Origin of the sequence: Cytobacillus dafuensis, assembly GCF_007995155.1 — a bacterium.
GTDB lineage: Bacteria > Bacillota > Bacilli > Bacillales > Cytobacillaceae > Cytobacillus > Cytobacillus dafuensis.
Window position 1 is genome coordinate 713,508 of the sequence record NZ_CP042593.1, and the last position, 24,450, is coordinate 737,957.

The 24,450-nt window shown below is 40.9% G+C and carries 14 protein-coding genes, 3 rRNA genes and 3 riboswitches; of the genes, 15 read left to right on the forward strand and 2 right to left on the reverse strand.

Annotated elements, in window-relative coordinates; translation table 11 throughout:
* Positions 1-18 precede the first annotated feature (18 nt).
* Entirely contained in the window at positions 19-1,461 is a 1,443-nt protein-coding gene (locus FSZ17_RS03650; RefSeq protein ID WP_057776316.1) for a vWA domain-containing protein, read from the forward strand.
* 117 nt (positions 1,462-1,578) lie between these two features.
* On the opposite strand, the gene FSZ17_RS03655 is transcribed toward FSZ17_RS03650, so the two are convergent.
* Positions 1,579-3,522: a DUF2207 domain-containing protein gene (locus FSZ17_RS03655; protein WP_057776317.1), complete on the reverse strand. Its 1,944-nt coding sequence runs from the start codon at positions 3,520-3,522 to the stop codon at positions 1,579-1,581.
* Positions 3,523-3,848: 326 nt separating this feature from the next.
* Here FSZ17_RS03655 and FSZ17_RS03660 point away from each other — a divergent pair, with 326 nt between their 5' ends.
* The 10 genes from FSZ17_RS03660 (at position 3,849) to rrf (ending at position 19,547) form a co-directional block, all read left to right on the forward strand.
* Entirely contained in the window at positions 3,849-5,303 is a 1,455-nt protein-coding gene (locus FSZ17_RS03660; protein ID WP_057776318.1) for a vWA domain-containing protein, read from the forward strand.
* Between the two features lie 108 nt (positions 5,304-5,411).
* Positions 5,412-5,777 (forward strand): DUF4064 domain-containing protein, encoded by a 366-nt coding sequence (locus tag FSZ17_RS03665; protein ID WP_057776319.1) that lies wholly within the window; start codon positions 5,412-5,414, stop codon positions 5,775-5,777.
* Between the two features lie 296 nt (positions 5,778-6,073).
* The gene (locus FSZ17_RS03670; RefSeq protein ID WP_057776320.1) at positions 6,074-7,030 is read left to right on the forward strand and encodes an AAA family ATPase; all 957 of its coding nucleotides are present in this window, start codon (positions 6,074-6,076) and stop codon (positions 7,028-7,030) included.
* A gap of 1 nt (position 7,031) precedes the next feature.
* Positions 7,032-8,246: a DUF58 domain-containing protein gene (locus FSZ17_RS03675; RefSeq protein WP_057776321.1), complete on the forward strand. Its 1,215-nt coding sequence runs from the start codon at positions 7,032-7,034 to the stop codon at positions 8,244-8,246.
* Complete coding sequence (locus FSZ17_RS03680; protein ID WP_057776322.1) at positions 8,243-10,432, forward strand: DUF4129 domain-containing transglutaminase family protein; 2,190 nt, start codon at positions 8,243-8,245, stop codon at positions 10,430-10,432. Before FSZ17_RS03675 ends, FSZ17_RS03680 begins: the two co-directional genes overlap by 4 nt.
* A gap of 86 nt (positions 10,433-10,518) precedes the next feature.
* Positions 10,519-10,620: riboswitch (purine riboswitch) on the forward strand.
* 361 nt (positions 10,621-10,981) lie between these two features.
* Positions 10,982-12,517, forward strand: coding sequence for a glutamine-hydrolyzing GMP synthase (gene guaA, locus FSZ17_RS03685; protein WP_185150697.1), 1,536 nt, complete (start codon positions 10,982-10,984; stop codon positions 12,515-12,517).
* 91 nt (positions 12,518-12,608) lie between these two features.
* A riboswitch (purine riboswitch) is annotated at positions 12,609-12,710 on the forward strand.
* 145 nt (positions 12,711-12,855) lie between these two features.
* Positions 12,856-14,181 carry an NCS2 family permease gene (locus FSZ17_RS03690; protein WP_057776324.1) on the forward strand — a complete coding sequence of 442 codons (1,326 nt, stop codon included), beginning with the start codon at positions 12,856-12,858 and terminating at the stop codon, positions 14,179-14,181.
* A 386-nt stretch (positions 14,182-14,567) separates the two neighbouring features.
* Positions 14,568-16,118, forward strand: a 16S ribosomal RNA gene (locus tag FSZ17_RS03695).
* A gap of 311 nt (positions 16,119-16,429) precedes the next feature.
* Positions 16,430-19,364 (forward strand): 23S ribosomal RNA (locus FSZ17_RS03700).
* 66 nt (positions 19,365-19,430) lie between these two features.
* A 5S ribosomal RNA gene (gene rrf, locus FSZ17_RS03705) occupies positions 19,431-19,547 on the forward strand.
* Together the 16S, 23S and 5S rRNA genes form the textbook arrangement of a ribosomal RNA operon.
* A 590-nt stretch (positions 19,548-20,137) precedes the next feature.
* Here the strand turns inward: rrf and FSZ17_RS03710 are convergent.
* Positions 20,138-20,437 carry a hypothetical protein gene (locus FSZ17_RS03710; protein ID WP_057776940.1) on the reverse strand — a complete coding sequence of 100 codons (300 nt, stop codon included), beginning with the start codon at positions 20,435-20,437 and terminating at the stop codon, positions 20,138-20,140.
* 407 nt (positions 20,438-20,844) lie between these two features.
* Between FSZ17_RS03710 and FSZ17_RS03715 the strand changes: the two genes are divergently transcribed.
* The 4 genes from FSZ17_RS03715 to purB all read left to right on the forward strand — a co-directional run bounded on the left by FSZ17_RS03715 (position 20,845) and on the right by purB (position 24,320).
* On the forward strand, positions 20,845-21,048 hold the full coding sequence (locus tag FSZ17_RS03715; RefSeq protein WP_057776939.1) for an NETI motif-containing protein: 204 nt from the start codon (positions 20,845-20,847) through the stop codon (positions 21,046-21,048).
* A gap of 94 nt (positions 21,049-21,142) precedes the next feature.
* Positions 21,143-21,244: riboswitch (purine riboswitch) on the forward strand.
* Between the two features lie 150 nt (positions 21,245-21,394).
* Positions 21,395-21,883, forward strand: coding sequence for a 5-(carboxyamino)imidazole ribonucleotide mutase (gene purE, locus FSZ17_RS03720; protein ID WP_057776938.1), 489 nt, complete (start codon positions 21,395-21,397; stop codon positions 21,881-21,883).
* A complete protein-coding gene (gene purK / locus FSZ17_RS03725; RefSeq protein ID WP_185150664.1) occupies positions 21,870-23,024 on the forward strand; it encodes a 5-(carboxyamino)imidazole ribonucleotide synthase in 1,155 nt (384 codons plus the stop codon). The genes purE and purK overlap by 14 nt, the downstream gene beginning before the upstream one ends.
* 3 nt (positions 23,025-23,027) lie before the next feature.
* On the forward strand, positions 23,028-24,320 hold the full coding sequence (purB, locus tag FSZ17_RS03730) for an adenylosuccinate lyase (RefSeq protein WP_057776937.1): 1,293 nt from the start codon (positions 23,028-23,030) through the stop codon (positions 24,318-24,320).
* Positions 24,321-24,450 lie beyond the last annotated feature (130 nt).

A 24,450-nucleotide genomic window follows, 5' to 3' on the forward strand; every position in this document is an offset into this window, starting at 1 on the left:
GAAAGGAGCGCGTTAAATATGCGAAATATTCAATCTAATAAACCGAGATGCTATTTTTTTATTATTCTATGCTTTCTCCTTTTAACTGGATGTTCCGAACAGGCAAAACCATCATCGAATGAAAAGGACGAAACAAAGGTAAAAAAGGAAATCGTTAATAAGGACAAAGAGGAGGAAAAAGCAGACGAAGAAATTCCAAAAGCACCAAGAGATCTGGAGGGAATGATCGCCCAAGGACCTGGAAAGCTTGTTGAAAAGCATATGGATCCGGAGTTAGAGATTCTTGATGGTTGGGATTATTTTAAATACAGTAAATTTATTGATGAGAAGTTTACTCCGATTGTAAATGAAGAGCTCCAGGCTTATTTTGAGAAAAATAAAGATTTAACGAGTGATCAAGTCTATGATTATCTTGTATACCAGCTTGCCTCAGGACAGTACAAGTCGAATTATGAGAAATTAATTTCATACGAGCATGGCTATGTCATGCCTGAACTTCCAGACGGGGAGGATGAAATTGAATTAGCAAAGAAACAGAAAACAAATGTGGTCATTTTAATGGATGCGAGCGGAAGTATGAAAGCAAATGTCCCTGGTGGAGTGAAAATGGACCTTGCAAAAGAGACGATAAAACAGTTTACAGACCAGCTTGAGGAGGACGTAAATGTTTCACTCTTTGCCTATGGCCATATAGGATCAGGGAAGGATTCGGATAAAGAAAAGTCATGTCAATCAATTGAATCCCTATATCCATTAGGCTCTTATGAAGGAAATAAGTTCAATGAAGCAATGAATTCTTTTCAGGCTAGTGGCTGGACACCTTTAGCAGGAGCAATTGAAAAAGCAAATGAACTTCTATCTAACTATCCTCATGAAGAATACAAGAATATCGTTTATATCGTAAGTGATGGAATCGAAACCTGTGGCGGCAATCCTGTAGAAGCGGCTAAAAAGCTAAATGAAAGTAAAATTGAAGCGAAGGTAAATATTATTGGTTTTGATGTGGATGATGTGGGTCAAAAACAGCTAAAGCAAGTAGCGGAGGCTGGTGGAGGAGATTATGCTACAGTTCGTGATAGGTCGGAATTCGAGGATGTGATCCTGAAAAAGTGGAAGCCGAGTATTATGCAGGTTTTCAGCCAGCAAGGAATTTTGCTCAATGAATATGTGGATCAACAAAAAAGACTAATTGATATTCATAGTCCTCTTTATAATGCTTCTGAGCGAGAAGCCAGTCGAATTATAATGGCTACTTTTTATTTACAGAATAAAGAGCTTGTCAGTCGTGAAATAGGATCAGCAGTTAGAGAAAAGGCAGAGGAAATGCGTGATCTGCGTAATGATCACTTCAAGGCAATTAAAGAGGAAAAGGAATTGGAAGCAAAACAGGCTTCTGACGAGATTGATGCAAAGGTGGAAGCGTGGAAGGATAAATGGTTAAAAGAGCTGGAAAATGAATAGGGCATAAAATAGTCTTTCACGAAAAGGCCATTCCTTACCATTAGGCAGGGAATGGCCTTATTACCTATTAATATTACAAATGAATTTCCTAATTGAGAAAGGGAGAGGAGCTAAGTTTTAAAACGCGCCTGCTCCCCCACCGCCGCCAGAGCCACCGCTTGAACCGCTTGATCCGCTTCCGGAAGATCCTCCTGAGCTTTGCGATGAGTATGTGCGGTAGTAATATTGGTGTGGATATTGGAAAATATCTGCTGCTTCTGCAGGAATCTTTAAAAGTGGTGATAGCCCCTCTATCTGCTCTGAAAAGATGTTTGCATATCTAATTTTTAATTCTATAAATAGATTTAGAGAGAGTGCGTGCTGATACCATTTTTCCATTTTCCCTTTTGAACTTTCAAAATCAAAGTTACCGGAACGAATCGCCTTTTTAAATGATTGAATTCCTTTAAAATAGGGCACACCTTTCATCGTAATATCGAGTACCGGAATGAATAAGGCGGTAATCACGAGGGCAGTAGAAACCGTGATATACATAAAATCTATTTCATAGGTAAATATACTAGTAATGATGGAACCGATAAACAAATAAGCTAATAAGGCAAATCGTCTTTCTTTTTTAATATACATAATTGCCAAGCCGCCTGTTAAAAACAGAAGGATTAAGACAATATTATATAGATCGGCCTTGCCCATCCAGGCGCTTAATAGGGAATAAAGGATCCATAGTGGATATCCCGCAATGTTTAGCCATTTTCTTATTGGATTGACTCTAACATATTTTTTTAATTCCTGATCATGAAGGACAGATTTTCTCCATTTTTTAAAAGTCTGATGAAATTTTTTTTCAGCTTGTTTATACTCTTTTTCTAAACGCCAGTTTTTCTGCCTTTCTGTTTTTGTTGGAAAAGGGAGCTGATCCAAGGAGAAGCTTTTTTTACCTGTATTATCTATTGTAAATAACCAGTCAATAATGTCTCTCTCATAATGTCTTAGCTTCTGTTCATCCTTTAAAAGGGTAAAGTGATAAGTGTGATCTGGTGCCTCTTCATCCTCCAAATAAGAAGCTCTAGCTAATGTGTGTTCCATTGAAATAATCCCGCTTTGGTGGAGACGGAATAAAGAACTGATTATGTCACTATGCTGCAGCTGACTTTTGCGATGAAGGACAGCAAGGGTAAATGAATCCATCTCCCCAAGATTAGCGATTGGAACGCCTTTATGAAATAACCGATAAAGCCTTCTTGGATAGAAGATTGTTATGAATAATAAGAGGATAGCCATTCCTAAAAATACATCATTAATATTTTCAACAACTGGCTCCCAGCGGCTTCTCTTTGCAAACCATTTTTGATAAGCCTCTTCTTCACTTAAAAAGGTTGAAAGCATAGGTTCCTTTTCTGTAAAACTTGCATTTTTTAAGAAATCTTCAGGAAAAAGATAGCGAATTTCTACTGTTTTCTCTGCTGGTAAAAGTTTATTTTCGTAAATAAACCCATACTGCGAAGACTTTTTGAGGCTTCCGCCAGTTAAGTCATGTAAGAAGGCTTGGCCTTTTAATGTTGTGGACAGGTCGTGATAAAGAGCCATTCGAATTGTTAAATGATGCAAATCGGATTCATTCATTTCATCGAAAAAACGCCAGTAAAATTGCCCAGTATCTTCATATTTAGTTGCTGCACCCTCAATCAAATAACGATAAAAAACCTTTTTCGTTTCATCTTTGGAGGCTGTATGAACCTTATAGGTTAAGTCTTCCCTTTCCACCTTTAATGGCTTTAACGTTTTCGGGTCATAATTTAATAGCTTCATATCTTTTGGAGCGAGATATCCTTCAAAAAATTTAACACCTTGATGATCATCATTTCCTATCGTTCGAGTCGTTCCATTAAATTCGCCTTCAAAATGATAAGTAAATAGTTCCTCGACATATAAGTCACCATTATCTAGTAAAAAAGCATGGATATCTACCTGATCAATTGAGAAGGATTCTGCCTCCGCTAGCATCGGATGAAATAATAATACAATCACTAATAAGCAAAAAATCGAATAAGTGAGCTTCAACCGACATTCCCTCCAATTTCCAATTTTTATAAAATTTATTATAAAGTAATGAAGAGCTTGTGAATATGCACAAAACCATTTTGAATCTTTATTCCTAAATTCGGAAGTTCTGTTCTATCTTTTATCCTAAATATTACAATTGAGTTCTTGTTACTTATTTACTATTTTAGTAAATTTAATAAAAATAAATGGAAAATGGAGTAAAATTGAACGTGTGACACGAAGTATCTGTCATTACAGGAAAAAAATAGTGAAATATTCATAGAATCTATAGCTAAATCAAAAGCGTAAATAAACAAAAATATTATATTTATTGAGGTGATACTATGATTAAACGTGCTATTACGGTGACGAGTATTTTACTGCTATTCCTTACAGGCTGCTCTGACAAGAAGGACGTCAGCAAAGAGAAGCCAGAAGCAGAGACAGACGTAGAAGCAGTGACAGCACCGCAAAAGAAAGAAGAAAACAAGCAGCCGGAAGTGAAGGAAGAAACGGCATTAACAGAAATAGAGGCAGTGAAAATACCTGCTACAATTGAGGAATTTGCAAGCTCGATGTCGGGGCAATTAACGAAGGATTTTCCATACGATAAAGAAACAGCATCATGGCCAAGTACGAACACATTAAAAGGAATAGAGGATGAATTAACTGAGCATTTACGTGCTGCAGCAAAAGCAACGGGTGATACCGATATTCTATTTAAATCTTTCATTTATTACTTAGGAAACAGTGCATACGATGAGGTTGTTCCTGAGCTCATGGCATTTAAACCACAGTTTGATGAGCCGTACTTGCCTGAACCTGAGGAAGTATCAGAAAACAAAGCTATTCAAGAGAAAGCAGCTCCTTCAAAGGCAATTATCATGCTAGATGCCAGCTCGAGTATGCTGCTTAACGTAGACGGAGAACAGAAAATGAAAATTGCCAAAAGTGCTGTTCGCAGCTTCGCTAAAACAATTGGCGCAACGAGTGAGGTTTCGCTTTATGTTTATGGACACGCTGGGTCACAGGAAAATAAGGATAAGCAATTATCGTGCTCAAAGATAGAAGAGGTGTATCCATTACAAAAATATCACGAAGAAAACTTTTATAAAGCAGTTGATGGCGTTGAGGCTAAAGGCTGGACGCCTTTAGCAGGAGCTCTTAATAAAGCAAATGAAGTCAGTCAATCAATGGATGGAGATATAACACTATATATTGTGAGTGATGGCGCTGAGACATGTGATGGGAATCCCGTTGAAGAAGCAAAACAATTTGTTCAAGGTGAAGAGAATCGCAAAGTAAATATTATCGGATTTGATGTGGATGAAAAACATGAGAATCAATTAAAAGCTGTTGCGGAGGCAGGTCAAGGCGAGTATTTCTCAGCAAAGAATACAGAGGAGCTAAAGAATACAGTTATCCAAAAATGGGTACCTCCAGGCATGATCGAAATTATGGGGAAGCAATGGGCCTCTCCAAAGGGGACATTTGCAATATTTTGGCAGGATATGGATGTTGATAAAATGTCTCAGAAAATTTCTTATGCAATCAATGTAGAACAAGGCAGGTTCAGGGATGCAGCTAATGTGATGCTAATAGAGAAAATGATTACTGAGGAACAAAAAGATAGGTTAATAAACAAAATTGAGGAGCATAAGGAAAAATTGGAACAGCTTAATGGGCAATTAAAAGAGCAAAAGAAAATGGAAATTGATGCTGAGGTCAATCGAATTGATCAGAAAATCAATGATTGGGCAAAACGGATGGAGCTCTTGCGAGAGGAAAATAAAAAATAATAAATAAGGAGGACAGGATAAGGGGGATATATAGAAGTGGAAATGGTTTGTGTTTTCACATAAATATAGGCATATAATGAGATGAAAACAGAAATACTGGGGGAAATCATGAAGAGAACAGCAGAGTTTGTATTAGGCCTAGTAGGTGGAATTATTGGCATCCTTGTAGCACTTTCAGCATTATTTGTTGCATTTATCGGCTTTTTGGCCGATGATGCAGGGGCTGCAACGGTGATTGTAATCATTGCATTTATTTTTTTAATTATTCAAGTGGCTGCACTTATTATGAGCTGCCTTGTGAATCGGATGGACCATAAGCTTTTTGGGGGATTAATGATTACGTGTGGGATCCTATCGTTCCCGGTCTCAATCTTCCTTATGTTTATTCCAAGCGTTCTTTACATCATATCCGGTGCGCTTGGTTTGCGAGTACTTGAAGCAGAACCAAAGTCCATGGAATTAGACACCTACTAATGTAAAAATGGAATCTCCGAAAAAAATTTTCAGAGACTCCATTTTTTTTAGGAGCTAGAAATATTCAAATGATTGTACGAAAGAGAAAATGAATTTATATAAGGTACTGCTTGGCTTTTCTAATGAGTTCAGCCAATTATGTTGACCTTACATTAATGAATCCATTTTTAATAATGTAAAAGTTTAGAAGAATATTACAGGAATTTGACAGAATATATCGAATTAAATAGAAGGAGACAGCTAGCAGTAAAAAAATTGCTAGTATAAGTATTTTTATAGATTACAGGAGGTATTATATGAATCGAAATTACATGCATCCTATGATAGAGAAAGTAATAAGCAATATTGAAAAAGTCATGATCGGGAAACGAAATGTTGCGGAATTGAGCATAATCGCTTTACTGGCTGAAGGGCATGTATTACTAGAAGATGTTCCGGGTGTTGGAAAAACAATGATGGTCCGCGCACTTGCGAAATCTGTTGGGGCAAATTTCAGAAGAATTCAGTTTACTCCGGATTTGCTGCCGTCAGATGTAACAGGTGTTTCCATATATAATCCGAAGGAAATGGAGTTCCAGTTCAGACCAGGGCCAATTATGGGGAATATTATTTTAGCGGATGAAATCAACCGAACTTCTCCGAAAACACAATCTGCTCTCCTTGAAGGGATGGAGGAAAGCAGTGTAACCATTGATGGGGTCACTCATCGTTTAGAAAAACCGTTTTTCGTTATGGCGACCCAGAACCCAATTGAATATGAGGGTACATATCCTCTCCCAGAGGCGCAATTAGATCGATTTTTATTAAAAATGAAAATGGGTTACCCGGACATGAAGGAGGAAATTGAAGTATTGGACCGAGCCCAAAAGGTCCGGCCAATTGATGATTTGGAGCCTGTTATTGATTTAATGGAATTAAGAGATTTGCAGGCACAAATAAAAGAAGTGCATGTAGATGATACGATAAAACGTTATATTGTTGACCTCGCTAACCGGACGAGAACACATGCTAGTGTTTATCTTGGGGTAAGTCCAAGGGGTTCGATTGCTTTAATGAAGGCCGCGCAAGCATATGCATTTATGTATGGCAGGGACTATGTTCTCCCAGATGATATTCAGTATTTAACTGGACCTGTGTTTGTACATCGGATTATTTTAAAATCTGAGGCTAAGTTTGAAGGGATTTCTGCAGAAGATGTTGTAAACCGAGTTATAGCAAGGACTCCGGTTCCAGTACAAAGGTATGTGAAGTAGGATGAGGAGCATACTCTCAGTATTGAAAAAGGTATGGAAATTAATTGTTCTGTTCCTATTAATCGGGATTACCTTTTCCTATGCTATGTTTCAGGGGGGATTTGTAAGCTGGTTTTTATTTTATAGCTTTCTCCCGTTTGCTATATATGCGCTGTCCCTTTCCTTTTACCCGCTTACTCATTTTCAAGCCGTACGTGTTTTCCAAAAAACTGAATTTAATGCGGGTGAAACATTAAAGGTTTCTATTACTATAAGTAGGAAATCAGTGTTTCCATTATTCTTTTTAGTCATTGAAGATTGTCTTAGTGATCAGCTCCTATTATTACAAGAAAGGAATAAGACGAAGGCATTCTTGTTTCCTGGCTTTCAAAAGGAGATCACTTGGGAGTATCAAGTCAATGATTTGCAGAGAGGAGAGCATTTTTTTCAGTATGTGAGGCTGAAAAGCGGGGATCCACTAGGGTTAATTGAAAAAGAAATACTAGTTCAAACAGACAATAAAATAATTGTTTATCCTGCCTATGAAGAACTCATATACAGACCGCTGGAAAACCATTTTGATCAAGGAATGACTGCGTCAAAAGAGCGTGTTCAAAGGGATACTTCAATGGCGATTGGGATTAGGGAGTACCAGCCTGGGGATCGTTTTTCATGGATTAACTGGAAGGCGACAGCGAAGCGGAATGAAATTATGACGAAGGAATTCGAACAGCGGCAATCCCATGACGTATATATTCTAATGGATTGTGCACCGAATAGTCGTTTCGAGACCATCGTTTCCTTCTCTGCTTCCATTATTCGAGCGATCCTTCAAAAAGGAGCTCAGGTTGGTTTTCTTTCTTCTGCATCTGAGCGGGTAGCTTTTCCAATTAGGGGAGGGGAAGGTCAGCAGCTGCAATTATTTTATCATCTTGCCAAGGTAAAAGATAATAGTCCTGTTTCGATTGACCGAGTCCTTGAAGTAGAAGGATTCTTACTTCAGCAAAATAACCTCATGGTCGTTACTGGACAATTGACTAGAAGCTTAATTGAAAAAGCAGGTTTACTTACATCTAAAAATAACGCAGTCACGATTTTTATCCTTAAGAATGAGGCGGAAATTCTCTCACAAAATGAGCTTGCCCTAATGTCCGCTGCCAATTCAAGAGGTTTGCGCATTGTTTTAGTTCATAAAGGGGATTTTAAAGCAGTGTTTTCGGAGGTGGCCAGAAGATGACTTCCCGAAAGGTTCCAAAGGATTTAGCCAGCTTTCTATTATATGCTTTTGGCTTCCTGCTGCTTTGGGAGTGGTTAAGACCGCTCGAACAGCTAACAGATACATCGAATATTATTATATTTATTCTTTTTATTATCGTTTCCCTATTCTTGTCTTATATAGGGGCACCTCTATTTATTAGTAGTTTTATTAAATGTGTGTTTATTGTCTTTGCCATACACTTTTTATACTTTGAGGGCTCTTTTTTTCAAACAGAATGGGTATCTCTGTTCATTAAGGATCTTCTGGAGAACATCGGAGTAGTCGTAGAGAGAGATTGGTCTAATTTGAGCAATATCTTTAGAAGCTTATTATTTTTTGTGCTTCTATGGTTATTGGCGTATTTAATTCAATATTGGCTGATTGCCAGAAGACAAATTTTTATCTTTTTCTTCATGACATTAATTTATATTACGGTTCTTGACACATTCAGTCCGTATGAAGCAGGAGCAGCAATAATAAGAACGGTTATATCTGGCTTTGCGATTATGGGTATGCTGACTTTTTACAGGCTTCTTGATAAAGAATTTGTACAAAAAAAGCCTACATTATCCCGAAAATGGATGATCCCTTTAACGATTATGATAGTTATAAGTGTTAGTTTTGGACTAGCTGCTCCAAAGGCAGAACCGATATGGCCAGACCCTGTTCCATTTTTTAAATCGTATGGAAAGGGAAGTGGAGGCGAGGGCGGCGGTGTTCGCAGTATTGGGTACGACGAGGATGATTCACGGCTTGGCGGGCCATTCATAGGGAATGATCAGCTTGTGTTTACAGCTCAGGTGGAGTCTCGTCATTATTGGAAGGTAGAAACAAAGGATATTTATACTGGTAAAGGGTGGGATACATCAGGATCTAGGGAATATAGATCTCCATTTACTGGAGAAGACGAAGTTCCTATCTTTTCGTTTTTTGAACATGATGGGGTGGAAAAAGAAGAGGAGAGAAGTATTCTAAATGCTAATATCCATGACAGGTATATTGTTTATCCTTTAGGAATTAAGAGAATTGATACACCTCTCCATCCTAACAGTACTTATTCATTGGAAAATTATACTGAAAAAATTCATTCCGCTTCGATTTTTAATTATTCCGTTGTTTTTGATGCACCGAAGTTCAGTGTAACTGCTCTAATGAAAGCAAGTGAAGGGGCAGCGATAGAAAGTGAGTTACTTGATCGATACACACAGCTTCCTGAAGAACTACCCCAAAGAGTTCGAGACTTGGCATTAGAAATAACTGCTGGAAAGAACACTTGGTACGAAAAAGCAAAAGCATTAGAAGACTATTTAAAGGGCTCCAATTTTACTTATGACCAAAAAGAGGTTGCTATCCCTGGTCCAGAAGATGATTATGTCGATCAGTTTTTATTTGATACGCAAATAGGATATTGTGATAACTTCTCTACGTCAATGGTTATCATGGCTAGATCGCTTGGGATTCCTACAAGATGGGTCAAAGGATATACAGAAGGGGAATATAAGGGACAGGCTGAAAACAACCGTAAAATTTTTGAAGTGACGAACAATAATGCCCATTCATGGGTAGAAGTGTTTTTCCCTGGTATTGGCTGGGTTCCGTTTGAACCAACGAAAAGCTTTTCAAATAGTGTTCAATTTAATTATGATTATTCTACCCAAAGTAATTCTCAGACTCCGTTAGAACAGCCAAAAAGTGAAGTGAAGGACAAGCCGGATCTATTAGAAGAAAAAGAAGAGAAAGCGTCCACTTCCTTTTCTTTTAAAAAGCTTATCAGTTCATTTAAGGTGTTTTGGGAGAAAAAATGGAAGTGGCTAGTAGGATTTATAATCGCATTAATTGTCTTGGCTTTTGTCATTTATCGTGTCCGTGGTAAATGGCTTCCCTACTACTTAGCTTTAAGATATAAATGGTCGAAGAAGGATGATAACTTCCAGCGGGCTTATTTACTATTATTACGTGAACTGAAACGCTACGGCTTGCCGCGAAAAGAAGGGCAAACATTAAGAGATTATGCAGAATACGTTGATCGTTTCTTTTCGACTACTGAAATGACCCGATTAACTGCCCGTTATGAGAAATTAATTTATCGAGGCGAATTAAATGAGGGAAGCTGGAAAGAGACAAAGAAATTGTGGGAAAATTTAATCAAAAAAACAATCGCTTGACCGGAAAAAAGACCTGTTGTTAAAATAGGTTCATTAGTGAACGAGCTATATTTAACGTAATTTTCAATCGTTCTTAAGTTAAATAATAAATTGAATGCAAATGACTTCATATATCCTCGATAATATGGTTCGAAAGTTTCTACCAGATCACCGTAAATGATTTGACTATGAAGGCAGATAATTCTGTTGTTTTATATTTATAAAAACTAGAATCTCTGCCTTCACCATTTTTATTTGGGGAGGGGATTCTGGTTTTTTCTTTTTATCGCAGATTAACGGGCAGTAAGACCCCCACTTCAAGGTTGCGAGAGAATCAAAGAAACCTAAGTGGGGGATCAACTGCCCGTAAAGGCCCGATTGGTTCAACTAACCATCAGTGGGGGATGATAGAGAACCCCCACTGATGGAAGTTTCACTTTATGAAGTATGTTTTTGCATTCAAATGGAGATTGTAAATGCGTTAATATTTATGAAACTGTGAACACTATGCATAATCATATGCATTCAAATAACTTAATGGGGTGAACTTACGTGACGGCGAAACCAGAAATGCAAGGTCAAGAAATGATTGTTGTTTTAGATTTTGGAAGTCAGTATAACCAGTTAATTACACGAAGAATTAGAGAGTTTGGTGTTTATAGTGAATTGCATCCTCATACGATTACCGCTGAGGAAATTAAAAAGATGAATCCTAAAGGAATCATTTTTTCTGGCGGTCCTAACAGCGTATACGAGGAAGGTGCTTTTCGCTGTGACGAGGAAATTTTCGAGCTTGGCTTGCCTATTTTCGGTATTTGCTATGGAATGCAATTAATGACGATGCATTTCGGTGGTAAGGTAGAAAAGGCGAAACATCGTGAATATGGTAAAGCAGAGATTAAAATTGAAAATCAATCAAAGCTATTTGCTGATTTACCGACTGTACAAACGGTTTGGATGAGTCATGGTGATTTAGTTGTTGAAGCTCCTCAAGGATTTACTGTCGATGGAATAAATCCTTCATGTCCGATTGCTGCCATGAGTAATGAAGAACGTAGTATGTATGCTGTTCAATTCCATCCAGAAGTTCTACACTCTGTATATGGAAATGATATTCTGAAGAATTTTGTTTTCGGTGTATGTGAGTGTAAAGGCGATTGGTCGATGGAGAATTTTATTGAAGTTGAAATGGAAAAAATCCGTCAAACTGTTGGAGATAAAAAAGTACTTTGCGCTTTAAGCGGCGGTGTTGATTCCTCCGTGGTAGCTGTACTTATTCATAAAGCCATTGGTGATCAGTTAACATGTATCTTTGTTGATCATGGTCTGCTTCGTAAAGAGGAAGCAGAAGGTGTTATGAAGACTTTTGCAGAAGGCTTCCATATGAATGTCATTAAGGTTGACGCACAAGAGCGCTTCTTAAGTAAGCTAAAGGGCGTAGCTGATCCAGAACAGAAGCGTAAGATTATTGGAAATGAATTTATTTATGTCTTTGATGATGAGGCAGCTAAGCTTGAGGGTATTGAGTTTTTAGCGCAAGGAACACTTTATACAGATATTATCGAAAGCGGCACAGCGACTGCTCAAACAATCAAGTCCCATCATAATGTGGGCGGACTTCCAGAAGATATGCAATTTACGTTAATTGAGCCATTAAACACTTTATTTAAAGATGAAGTAAGAGCATTAGGAACAGAGCTAGGAATTCCAGATGAAATTGTTTGGAGACAACCATTCCCAGGTCCTGGTCTAGGTATCCGTGTTCTTGGAGAAATCTCTGATGATAAACTTGAAATCGTTCGTGAATCAGATTTTATTTTACGCGACGAAATCAAAAAGGCAGGACTTGACCGTGATGTATGGCAATATTTCACTGTACTGCCTAACATCAGAAGTGTAGGCGTTATGGGAGATGCTCGTACTTATGACTACACGATCGGCATACGTGCCGTAACTTCCATTGATGGAATGACATCTGACTGGGCAAGAATTCCTTGGGATGTACTTGAAGTTATTTCATCGCGAATTGTAAACGAAGTAGCTCATGTAAACCGTGTTGTGTACGATATTACAAGCAAGCCGCCAGCTACAATTGAGTGGGAGTAATAATAAAATACGAACAATACAAAAAACGGACATAATAATGTTCGTTTTTTGTATTGACGGACTTTTGTCCTACTGGTAAAATAAAAGTGAATTAAATATTGTTATATTACGTCGTATAATGTTGGGGATATGGCCCAAAAGTTTCTACCGAGCTACCGGAAATAGCTTGACTACGAGGTAAGTGTAATAGAATCGGGTATTGTTAACTGTCCTTATTAATTCTAATTTTCCCGTTTACTACTGCGCAGCCTCAACGTCAACGTTCCGGATAATGTCTGGAGCGTTTTTTTGTGCTTAGTGAAATTTAAAGTAACAAACCTTTTCTAGGAGGAAAAAAGATGAAAAAGTATTTCCAGTTTGAAGAACTTGGAACAAACTATCGCAGAGAATTTTTAGGTGGTCTAACTACATTTTTGGCAATGGCCTATATTTTGGTTGTCAATCCGATGACTTTAACTCTTCAAACAGTACCAGACTTTCCAGATTCACTACGAATGGATTATGGTGCAGTGTTTGTTGCAACTGCATTATCTGCTGCTGTAGGTTCTATCATTATGGGACTAGTAGCAAAGTATCCATTAAGTCTTGCGCCGGGGCTTGGATTAAATGCGTTCTTTGCTTATACTGTTGTACTAGTTAATGGAAGCCCGTGGCAGCATGCACTAGCAGCAGTTTTTATTTCAGGAGTATTCTTTTTACTTTTAACCCTTACTGGGCTTCGTGAAAAATTAATAAATGCCATTCCGATTGAGTTAAAATTAGCAGTTGGGGCGGGAATTGGAATATTTATTGCATTTATCGGACTGCAAAATGCAGGAATTATCGTCAATAATGATGCTACGCTTGTAGGCTTAGGAGACTTTACTAACGGCAATACATTACTAGCTATCTTCGGCTTAATTGTTACTGTTATTTTGATGGTGAAGGGAATTAAAGGCGGCGTATTTTATGGAATGGTTATCACCACAATAGTAGGTATGGTCTTCCAATTAATCGAGGTTCCTACTCAAGTTGTAGATAAGGTTCCAAGTCTTGAACCAACTTTCGGTGCTTTATTTTCCTCTTTTGGAGACAGTTCATTTTATACAACAACAATGCTTGGAGTTATATTAACCTTTTTATTTGTAGATTTTTTTGATAATGCAGGAACATTAGTTGCTGTTGCAAACCAAGCAGGATTTGTGAAAGATAATAAACTGCCACGTGCAGGAAAAGCGCTTATTTCGGATTCGATTGCTACAATTGCTGGATCGATTTTTGGAACATCAACGGTCACTTCCTTTGTAGAATCTTCTGCAGGGGTAGCTGCTGGAGCAAGAACGGGATTTGCTTCACTTGTTACTGCGGCACTTTTTATTCTTTCTATATTCTTCTACCCATTATTATCTGTAATCACACCACCAGTTACTGCACCTGCATTAATAATTGTTGGAGTATTAATGGTTTCATCTTTAGGGAAGATTGATTGGTCGAAATTCGAGATTGCCGTTCCATCATTTTTTACGATGATTGCAATGCCGCTTACTTATAGTATTGCAACAGGAATCGCAGTTGGATTTATCTTTTATCCAATTACAATGATCGTAAAAGGACGTACGAAAGAAATCCATCCAATCATGTATTTCTTCTTTGTTATATTTGTTCTTTACTTCATTTTCTTATAATATCTTGCAAAGCTTCAGTGCCTATGAATAGGTTCCTGAAGCTTTTTTCATTTATCCAAAGCATATGAATCGCCTTACTCATGTGTGGCCGGGTTTTTATTGGTTAAAATTGGAGAGAGGAAACATAAATAAATTTCACGTTTTTTGTTGACGCCTATATGTAGGCGGTGGTATTATATAAAAACAGTCGCTGACATGTTAACAACATTTTGATAGTAAAAAAAGTTGTTGACACCGCGATTTAAAAATGATATATTAATAAAGTCGCTTCTGAGCGATAATATTGATAGAAACATTGTTCTTTGAAAACTGAACGAACAAAAACGTCAACGTTTATTTTTTAGTCTTTTTATTAAAAAGACACTATGAGCTAATCAACTCACAATTTATTGGAGAGTTTGATCCTGGCTCAGGACGAACGCTGGCGGCGTGCCTAATACATGCAAGTCGAGCGGACTTGTGAGAGCTTGCTCTCGCAAGTTAGCGGCGGACGGGTGAGTAACACGTGGGCAACCTGCCTGTAAGACTGGGATAACTTCGGGAAACCGGAGCTAATACCGGATAATTCTTTCCTACACATGTAGGGAAGCTGAAAGATGGCTTCGGCTATCACTTACAGATGGGCCCGCGGCGCATTAGCTAGTTGGTGAGGTAACGGCTCACCAAGGCAACGATGCGTAGCCGACCTGAGAGGGTGATCGGCCACACTGGGACTGAGACACGGCCCAGACTCCTACGGGAGGCAGCAGTAGGGAATCTTCCGCAATGGACGAAAGTCTGACGGAGCAACGCCGCGTGAGTGATGAAGGTTTTCGGATCGTAAAACTCTGTTGTTAGGGAAGAACAAGTACCGTTCGAATAGGGCGGTACCTTGACGGTACCTAACCAGAAAGCCACGGCTAACTACGTGCCAGCAGCCGCGGTAATACGTAGGTGGCAAGCGTTGTCCGGAATTATTGGGCGTAAAGCGCGCGCAGGTGGTTCCTTAAGTCTGATGTGAAAGCCCACGGCTCAACCGTGGAGGGTCATTGGAAACTGGGGAACTTGAGTGCAGAAGAGGAAAGTGGAATTCCACGTGTAGCGGTGAAATGCGTAGAGATGTGGAGGAACACCAGTGGCGAAGGCGACTTTCTGGTCTGTAACTGACACTGAGGCGCGAAAGCGTGGGGAGCGAACAGGATTAGATACCCTGGTAGTCCACGCCGTAAACGATGAGTGCTAAGTGTTAGGGGGTTTCCGCCCCTTAGTGCTGCAGCTAACGCATTAAGCACTCCGCCTGGGGAGTACGGCCGCAAGGCTGAAACTCAAAGGAATTGACGGGGGCCCGCACAAGCGGTGGAGCATGTGGTTTAATTCGAAGCAACGCGAAGAACCTTACCAGGTCTTGACATCCTCTGCCAACCCTAGAGATAGGGCGTTCCCCTTCGGGGGACAGAGTGACAGGTGGTGCATGGTTGTCGTCAGCTCGTGTCGTGAGATGTTGGGTTAAGTCCCGCAACGAGCGCAACCCTTGATCTTAGTTGCCAGCATTCAGTTGGGCACTCTAAGGTGACTGCCGGTGACAAACCGGAGGAAGGTGGGGATGACGTCAAATCATCATGCCCCTTATGACCTGGGCTACACACGTGCTACAATGGATGGTACAAAGGGCTGCGAGACCGCGAGGTTAAGCGAATCCCATAAAACCATTCTCAGTTCGGATTGCAGGCTGCAACTCGCCTGCATGAAGCCGGAATCGCTAGTAATCGCGGATCAGCATGCCGCGGTGAATACGTTCCCGGGCCTTGTACACACCGCCCGTCACACCACGAGAGTTTGTAACACCCGAAGTCGGTGGGGTAACCGTAAGGAGCCAGCCGCCTAAGGTGGGACAGATGATTGGGGTGAAGTCGTAACAAGGTAGCCGTATCGGAAGGTGCGGCTGGATCACCTCCTTTCTAAGGATATATAGAAGTATTTCATACTTCTTAAATAAGACGTTTCTTGTTCGTTCAGTTTTGAGAGAATAATCTCTCAAAACTTTTGTTCTTTGAAAACTAGATAATGAAATGAAGAAGAATAACCGAGTAATCGCCATTTTAGTTTTCTCTCTTATTTTTTAAAATAAAGTAAGAGTACAAACCATGAGGATGACGAGCAGCGAGAAGATCAAGGAAGCGACCGAACGAGCACCGGAACGTACCTAGTACGTGAGGAGCACAGTGAGAGAGCTGACGCAGAGATTCGAAGTTGATCGTTAGCCGAAGTAGGTTAAGTTAGAAAGGGCGCACGGTGAATGCCTAGGCACTAGGAGCCGATGAAGGACGGGACTAACACCGATATGCTTCGGGGAGCTGTAAGTAAGCTTTGATCCGGAGATTTCCGAATGGGGGAACCCCCTATCCGTAATGGGATAGGATCTTTACCTGAATACATAGGGTATTGAAGGCAGACCCGGGGAACTGAAACATCTAAGTACCCGGAGGAAGAGAAAGCAAACGCGATTCCCTGAGTAGCGGCGAGCGAAACGGGATTAGCCCAAACCAAGAGGCTTGCCTCTTGGGGTTGTAGGACACTCTACACGGAGTTACAAAGGAACGAGGTAAATGAACAGGTCTGGAAAGGCCGGCCATAGAAGGTAAAAGCCCTGTAGTTGAAACTTCGTTCCCTCCAGAGTGGATCCTGAGTACGGCGGGACACGTGAAATCCCGTCGGAAGCAGGGAGGACCATCTCCCAAGGCTAAATACTCCCTAGTGACCGATAGTGAACCAGTACCGTGAGGGAAAGGTGAAAAGCACCCCGGAAGGGGAGTGAAAGAGATCCTGAAACCGTGTGCCTACAAGTAGTCAGAGCCCATTAACGGGTGATGGCGTGCCTTTTGTAGAATGAACCGGCGAGTTACGATTACATGCGAGGTTAAGTTGAAGAGACGGAGCCGCAGCGAAAGCGAGTCTGAATAGGGCGAATGAGTATGTGGTCGTAGACCCGAAACCAGGTGACCTACCCATGTCCAGGTTGAAGTCCAGGTAACACTGGATGGAGGACCGAACCCACGCACGTTGAAAAGTGCGGGGATGAGGTGTGGGTAGCGGAGAAATTCCAATCGAACTTGGAGATAGCTGGTTCTCTCCGAAATAGCTTTAGGGCTAGCCTCATGTAGTAAGAGTCTTGGAGGTAGAGCACTGTTTGGACTAGGGGCCCTCATCGGGTTACCGAATTCAGACAAACTCCGAATGCCAAAGACTTATCCATGGGAGTCAGACTGCGAGTGATAAGATCCGTAGTCAAGAGGGAAACAGCCCAGACCACCAGCTAAGGTCCCAAAGTATACGTTAAGTGGAAAAGGATGTGGAGTTGCTTAGACAACCAGGATGTTGGCTTAGAAGCAGCCACCATTTAAAGAGTGCGTAATAGCTCACTGGTCGAGTGACTCTGCGCCGAAAATGTACCGGGGCTAAACGTATCACCGAAGCTGTGGATTGACATCTACGATGTCAGTGGTAGGAGAGCGTTCTAAGGGCGTTGAAGCTAGACCGTAAGGACTGGTGGAGCGCTTAGAAGTGAGAATGCCGGTATGAGTAGCGAAAGATGGGTGAGAATCCCATCCACCGAATGCCTAAGGTTTCCTGAGGAAGGCTCGTCCGCTCAGGGTTAGTCGGGACCTAAGCCGAGGCTGAAAAGCGTAGGCGATGGACAACAGGTTGATATTCCTGTACCACCTCTTTACCGTTTGAGCAATGGGGGGACGCAGGAGGATAGGGTAAGCGCGCTGCTGGAATAGCGCGTCCAAGCAGTTAGGCTGCAAGCGAGGCAAATCCCGCTTGCATAAAGGCTGAGCTGTGACGGCGAGGGAAATAAAGTACCGAAGTTCCTGAATCCACACTGCCAAGAAAAGCCTCTAGCGAGGGAAAAGGTGCCCGTACCGCAAACCGACACAGGTAGGCGAGGAGAGAATCCTAAGGTGAGCGAGAGAACTCTCGTTAAGGAACTCGGCAAAATCACCCCGTAACTTCGGGAGAAGGGGTGCTCATTTGGGTGAATAGCCCGGATGAGCCGCAGTGAATAGGCCCAGGCGACTGTTTAGCAAAAACACAGGTCTCTGCGAAGCCGTAAGGCGAAGTATAGGGGCTGACGCCTGCCCGGTGCTGGAAGGTTAAGAGGAGGGGTTAGCGCAAGCGAAGCTCTGAATTGAAGCCCCAGTAAACGGCGGCCGTAACTATAACGGTCCTAAGGTAGCGAAATTCCTTGTCGGGTAAGTTCCGACCCGCACGAAAGGCGTAACGATCTGGGCACTGTCTCAACGAGAGACTCGGTGAAATTATAGTACCTGTGAAGATGCAGGTTACCCGCGACAGGACGGAAAGACCCCGTGGAGCTTTACTGTAGCCTGATATTGAATTTCGGTACAGCTTGTACAGGATAGGTAGGAGCCTTGGAAGCCGGAGCGCTAGCTTCGGTGGAGGCATCGGTGGGATACTACCCTGGCTGTATTGAAATTCTAACCCGCACCCCTGATCGGGGTGGGAGACAGTGTCAGGTGGGCAGTTTGACTGGGGCGGTCGCCTCCTAAAAAGTAACGGAGGCGCCCAAAGGTTCCCTCAGAATGGTTGGAAATCATTCGAAGAGTGTAAAGGCATAAGGGAGCTTGACTGCGAGACCTACAAGTCGAGCAGGGACGAAAGTCGGGCTTAGTGATCCGGTGGTTCCGCATGGAAGGGCCATCGCTCAACGGATAAAAGCTACCCCGGGGATAACAGGCTTATCTCCCCCAAGAGTCCACATCGACGGGGAGGTTTGGCACCTCGATGTCGGCTCATCGCATCCTGGGGCTGTAGTCGGTCCCAAGGGTTGGGCTGTTCGCCCATTAAAGCGGTACGCGAGCTGGGTTCAGAACGTCGTGAGACAGTTCGGTCCCTATCCGTCGTGGGCGCAGGAAATTTGAGAGGAGCTGTCCTTAGTACGAGAGGACCGGGATGGACGCACCGCTGGTGTACCAGTTGTTCTGCCAAGAGCATCGCTGGGTAGCTATGTGCGGAAGGGATAAGTGCTGAAAGCATCTAAGCATGAAGCCCCCCTCGAGATGAGATTTCCCATAGCGTCAAGCTAGTAAGACCCCTGAAAGATGATCAGGTTGATAGGTTTGAGGTGGAAGCGTGGTGACACGTGGAGCTGACAAATACTAATCGGTCGAGGACTTAACCAAATTGATTACTCGAATTCTTCTTCTGCATTATCTAGTTTTGAGGGAACAAACCTCAATTTTATACAGTTTGGTGGCGATAGCGAGAAGGTCACACCCGTTCCCATCCCGAACACGGAAGTTAAGCTTCTCAGCGCCAATGGTAGTTAGGGGCTGTCCCCTTGTGAGAGTAGGACGTCGCCAAGCGAAATGAAGAACAGCTAAATAAAGCTGTTCTTTTTTATTTATGTTCGAAGAACATTTGAAAATTTGTATAAAAATGAGAAGATATTTAGAAAGCAAACCCCGAGGGTTTGAAGAAGCAAGGAGATCAAGGAAGCAAGGGAGTGACGCCCGGAATGTGCGATGCACATGAGGACGGAACGAGCGCAGCTGACGCAGAGATCCGCAGCTTATTCAAAGCCGAGGCTGAATACGGAAGTTAAGCTTCTGCGCCAATGGTAGTTAGGGGCTGTCCCCTTGTGAGAGTAGGACGTCGCCAAGCGAAATGAAGAACAGCTAAATAAAGCTGTTCTTTTTTATTTATGTTCGAAGAACATTTGAAAATTTGTATAAAAATGAGAAGATATTTAGAAAGCAAACCCCGAGGGTTTGAAGAAGCAAGGAGATCAAGGAAGCAAGGGAGTGACGCCCGGAATGTGCGATGCACATGAGGACGGAACGAGCGCAGCCGACGCAGAGATTCTAAAGCTTGCTCAATAGGAAAGAACTCAACTTCTAAACTTATAGAAAAGGGCCCTTCTCACCTTGAGAAGGGCTTAATTGTAATGATTCAGTTATTTATGTGTGCCATCCGGGAAATTTTTGTTCCAGTATTTATCCCCTTTGTGCTCAAAGTCTTGAGCAGTACGCTCCAAGACATCAAGCATCCATCGTTTAGTTTCTTGTATCATATCGTAGAATACTTTTTCTTCAACTCCAGATGTTTTTATTCCAGCCAATGCGTTCGATGCGATTAGACGTCGATGCTCGTCTGTTTTTATGTCGTATTCATCAAAAACATGTTTTACGAAAATTGCTATGTCCTTGTATTCCTTCGTTAATCTTTGTTCAATGTCAGCTAATCTTTTATCCATTTGCTTCCCCCTAAGATGTATTGATTGGAAGTTTTTTATAATATTCCCCAAAATGTTTCTGAAAACTCAATATCAATTAAATCGCTTGTTTAAATAATGTTCTAATAGTTCTTCTATTTTGTTTCGAAATCATAAATGCACTCCAAGCATTAAAAACAATTGGAACAAGATCTTTCCTTACACTCCGATAAATAGGTCATTATTTTTTGTACAGCTTAATAATAGAAGTAAAATAATTATGAATAAGGGTAGATTAGCAGAGGACTTGCATTGTTAGAAAATAGCTTTATAATGGGTATCATTATTCTTGTGATTAAATTTGTTTGTAAAAATTTTATCACTAATGAGCCGAAAACCATTAATGGTAGCTTCTGGGTAAAATCAGTTTAGAAAGGGAAGTTATATTCATGAGTAATGGAAAAAAGAAGATGATTTTTGAAGTAGAGGAAAATGAAACAATTGATATGTGTCTAGATAGAATAAAAAAAGCAGGTTATGTACCTGTGAGAAGAACGGAAAAGCCAATTTTTGAGGAGAAAAAAACGGGCGGTACAGTTTCCTATGAACCAGTAGGACGCCAGATTCTCTTTGAAGCGAAAGCGATAGAATAACAAAACACGAACAATTAATAATTGCTAATTTTTATTGTTCGATTTTAGGTTGACATGACTGCAGATAAGTTGTTAATATGTGAATATAAGTTATAAATTAAAGAAATTACCCCCTCGTATAATAATGGGAATATGGCCCATAAGTTTCTACCTGATGACCGTAAATTGTCGGACTATGAGGGAAAGTAGATATGCCTGGCGTAAATAGGAATTCATCCTGTTCTATTAAGGTGTGTTCCCTATGTGCTTGATAGCCCAGTCAGATTGCTTTCTCTCCATGTAGAAAGAATCTGTCTGGGCTTTTTTATTGAAAATGATGAGAAAAATCAACATCTGGAGGAGAAAGATGAAAGCACAGGTAGCAGTAATCATGGGAAGCAAATCTGATTGGGAAACAATGAAGCATGCTTGCGCAATTCTTGACGAGCTTGAAATTTCATATGAAAAGAAGGTTGTTTCAGCTCATCGCACTCCAGATCTCATGTTTGAATATGCAGAAAACGCAAGGGAAAAAGGCATTAAGGTGATTATTGCCGGAGCTGGAGGAGCAGCTCATCTTCCAGGAATGGTTGCTGCAAAAACAACACTTCCGGTTATTGGAGTACCTGTCCAATCAAAGGCATTAAACGGGCTTGACTCACTCCTATCAATCGTGCAAATGCCAGGAGGAGTACCTGTAGCAACCGTTGCAATTGGAAAGGCAGGCGCAGTCAATGCGGGCCTTCTTGCTGCACAAATATTAGGTGCATTTGATTTAAAGATTGCAGATCGTCTAGAACAAAAAAGAGAAAAGACTAAACAAGAAGTTTTAGAAAGTAGTGATGAGCTTGTCTAATAAAGTCATCTTGCCAGGACAAACCATTGGAATTATAGGCGGAGGCCAATTAGGGAGAATGATGGCCATTGCTGCAAAAGCACAGGGCTTTAGAATTGCAGTGCTGGACCCGACAGAGGACTCACCTTGTGGACAAGTAGCGGATAATAAAATCATTGGTGAATATGACAATATCGATTCAATCAAACAATTGGCAAAAGTAAGTGATGTCATTACCTATGAATTTGAAAATATTAATGCTCAAGCCTTGGAGTGGCTATGTGCAAACACATATGTTCCTCAAGGATCTAAATTACTTCAAGTTACTCAGGATCGAAAAACGGAAAAGGCAGCTATTCAAGAGGCTGGTGCCGAGGTTGCTCCGTATGCCGTAATCGAAACGGCAGAAGAGATTTATGTTAATATAGAAAAGCTTGGACTTCCAGCGGTATTAAAGACTTCTAGAGGCGGATATGATGGAAAAGGACAAGTTGTCATAAAAAATAAGCAGGATATAAATGAAGCAGCAAAACTACTTGATCATGGAGTCTGTGTCCTTGAAAAATGGATTCCATTTGAAAAGGAAATCTCCGTAATCATTTGCCGCAGTGTCTCAGGTGAAACTGCCGTGTTGCCTGTTGGTGAAAACATTCATAAGGAGAATATCCTGCACCAGACAATTGTTCCTGCGAGAATCTCAAAGAATGCAGAGGAAAAAGCGATTCATGCAGCAGAACAGCTTGCAGAAGCTCTTGATCTTGTAGGAACTTTGGCAGTTGAAATGTTCCTTACAACAGATGAGCATATTTACATTAATGAGCTTGCACCTCGGCCACATAATTCGGGACATTATTCCATTGAGGCATGTGAAACCTCCCAGTTTGAGCAGCATATCCGAGCCATTTGTAATTGGCCACTCGGAAAAACAGGGCTATTAAAACCAGCAGTAATGGTTAATATACTAGGAGAACATGTGGATCCATTAATGAAGGAATTACCTTTATTAAATGACTGGAAGATACATTTATACGGGAAAAAGGAAGCCAAATATAAACGCAAGATGGGCCATGTCACACTTTTACGAGACTCGATTGAAGAAGCACTTTCAGAGATAAATAAAAGCGACATTTGGTCCAATGTGATAGAAAAGATCGGAGGATAAAAAATGATCGAACGTTACACAAGACCTGAAATGGGTGCAATTTGGACAGAAGAAAATCGCTTTCAAGCGTGGTTAGAGGTTGAAATCCTTGCTTGTGAAGCATGGGCAGAGCTTGGCGACATTCCAAAAGAGGATGTTCAAAAAATCCGCGAAAAAGCTTCCTTCGATATTGATCGCATTAAAGAAATTGAAGAAGAAACAAGACATGATGTTGTTGCATTTACTCGCGCTGTTTCTGAAACGCTAGGCGAGGAGCGCAAATGGGTGCACTACGGATTAACGTCAACAGATGTTGTGGATACAGCATTATCCTATCAAATCAAACAGGCTAATAATATTCTGTTAAAAGATTTAGAACGATTTGTTGAGATTTTAAAAAATAAAGCAAAAGAACATAAGTATACAGTAATGATGGGCCGTACTCATGGGGTACATGCTGAACCAACAACATTTGGACTTAAGCTTGCGCTATGGTACGAGGAAATGAAGCGAAATCTTGACCGCTTTAAAGCCGCTGCAGAAGGCGTTGAATTTGGAAAAATTTCTGGGGCAGTAGGAACATACGCAAACATCGATCCTTTTGTGGAGAAATACGTATGTGAGAAGCTTGGCATTAAGCCTGCACCAATTTCTACACAGACTTTACAGCGTGATCGTCATGCACATTATATGAGCACGATTGCATTAATCGCTACATCGATCGAGAAATTTGCAACAGAAGTTCGCGGTCTGCAAAAAAGTGAAACGCGTGAAGTTGAAGAATTTTTTGCTAAAGGTCAAAAAGGCTCTTCTGCTATGCCGCATAAGCGCAACCCAATAGGTTCTGAAAATATGACAGGGATGGCAAGAGTAATTCGTGGATACATGATGACTGCATATGAGAATGTGCCGCTATGGCATGAAAGGGATATCTCCCATTCTTCAGCTGAGAGAATCATTATTCCAGATGCTACGATTGCCTTAAACTACATGCTGAATCGCTTTGGAAACATCGTGAAGAATTTAACAGTCTTCCCTGAGAATATGAAGCGCAATATGGATCGTACATTAGGACTGATTTACTCTCAACGAGTTCTTCTAGCTCTTATCGATAAAGGGCTTCCTCGTGAAGAAGCTTATGACACAGTCCAGCCGCGTGCAATGGAAGCTTGGGAAAAACAGGTTCCATTCCGCAGTCTAATTGAGCAGGATGAAAAAATTACATCAAATCTATCCCTTGCTGAAATAGATGACTGCTTTGATTACAACTACCATATTAAGCATGTAGACACGATTTTTGATCGCTTAGGTTTATAAGAAAAGCGCAAGCGACTCGCACGACATGAAAATTGAAAAGAGGTAAAGGTTGTCCTTTGCCTTTTTTTTTAACCAATACGTGTAAAAATATTAGTAAAAAAATTCCTAATCTTCAAACTAAGGAGGCTTC

What these genes read in the sequence shown, in the direction of transcription:
- FSZ17_RS03650 (WP_057776316.1), top strand. Translation starts at nt 19, where the DNA reads ATGCGAAATATTCAATCTAATAAACCGAGATGCTATTTTTTTATTATT.
- FSZ17_RS03660 (WP_057776318.1), top strand. Translation starts at nt 3,849, where the DNA reads ATGATTAAACGTGCTATTACGGTGACGAGTATTTTACTGCTATTCCTT.
- FSZ17_RS03665 (WP_057776319.1), top strand. Translation starts at nt 5,412, where the DNA reads ATGAAGAGAACAGCAGAGTTTGTATTAGGCCTAGTAGGTGGAATTATT.
- FSZ17_RS03670 (WP_057776320.1), top strand. Translation starts at nt 6,074, where the DNA reads ATGAATCGAAATTACATGCATCCTATGATAGAGAAAGTAATAAGCAAT.
- FSZ17_RS03675 (WP_057776321.1), top strand. Translation starts at nt 7,032, where the DNA reads ATGAGGAGCATACTCTCAGTATTGAAAAAGGTATGGAAATTAATTGTT.
- FSZ17_RS03680 (WP_057776322.1), top strand. Translation starts at nt 8,243, where the DNA reads ATGACTTCCCGAAAGGTTCCAAAGGATTTAGCCAGCTTTCTATTATAT.
- guaA (WP_185150697.1), top strand. Translation starts at nt 10,982, where the DNA reads ATGCAAGGTCAAGAAATGATTGTTGTTTTAGATTTTGGAAGTCAGTAT.
- FSZ17_RS03690 (WP_057776324.1), top strand. Translation starts at nt 12,856, where the DNA reads ATGAAAAAGTATTTCCAGTTTGAAGAACTTGGAACAAACTATCGCAGA.
- FSZ17_RS03710 (WP_057776940.1), bottom strand. Translation starts at nt 20,437, where the DNA reads ATGGATAAAAGATTAGCTGACATTGAACAAAGATTAACGAAGGAATAC.
- FSZ17_RS03715 (WP_057776939.1), top strand. Translation starts at nt 20,845, where the DNA reads ATGAGTAATGGAAAAAAGAAGATGATTTTTGAAGTAGAGGAAAATGAA.
- purE (WP_057776938.1), top strand. Translation starts at nt 21,395, where the DNA reads ATGAAAGCACAGGTAGCAGTAATCATGGGAAGCAAATCTGATTGGGAA.
- purK (WP_185150664.1), top strand. Translation starts at nt 21,870, where the DNA reads ATGAGCTTGTCTAATAAAGTCATCTTGCCAGGACAAACCATTGGAATT.
- purB (WP_057776937.1), top strand. Translation starts at nt 23,028, where the DNA reads ATGATCGAACGTTACACAAGACCTGAAATGGGTGCAATTTGGACAGAA.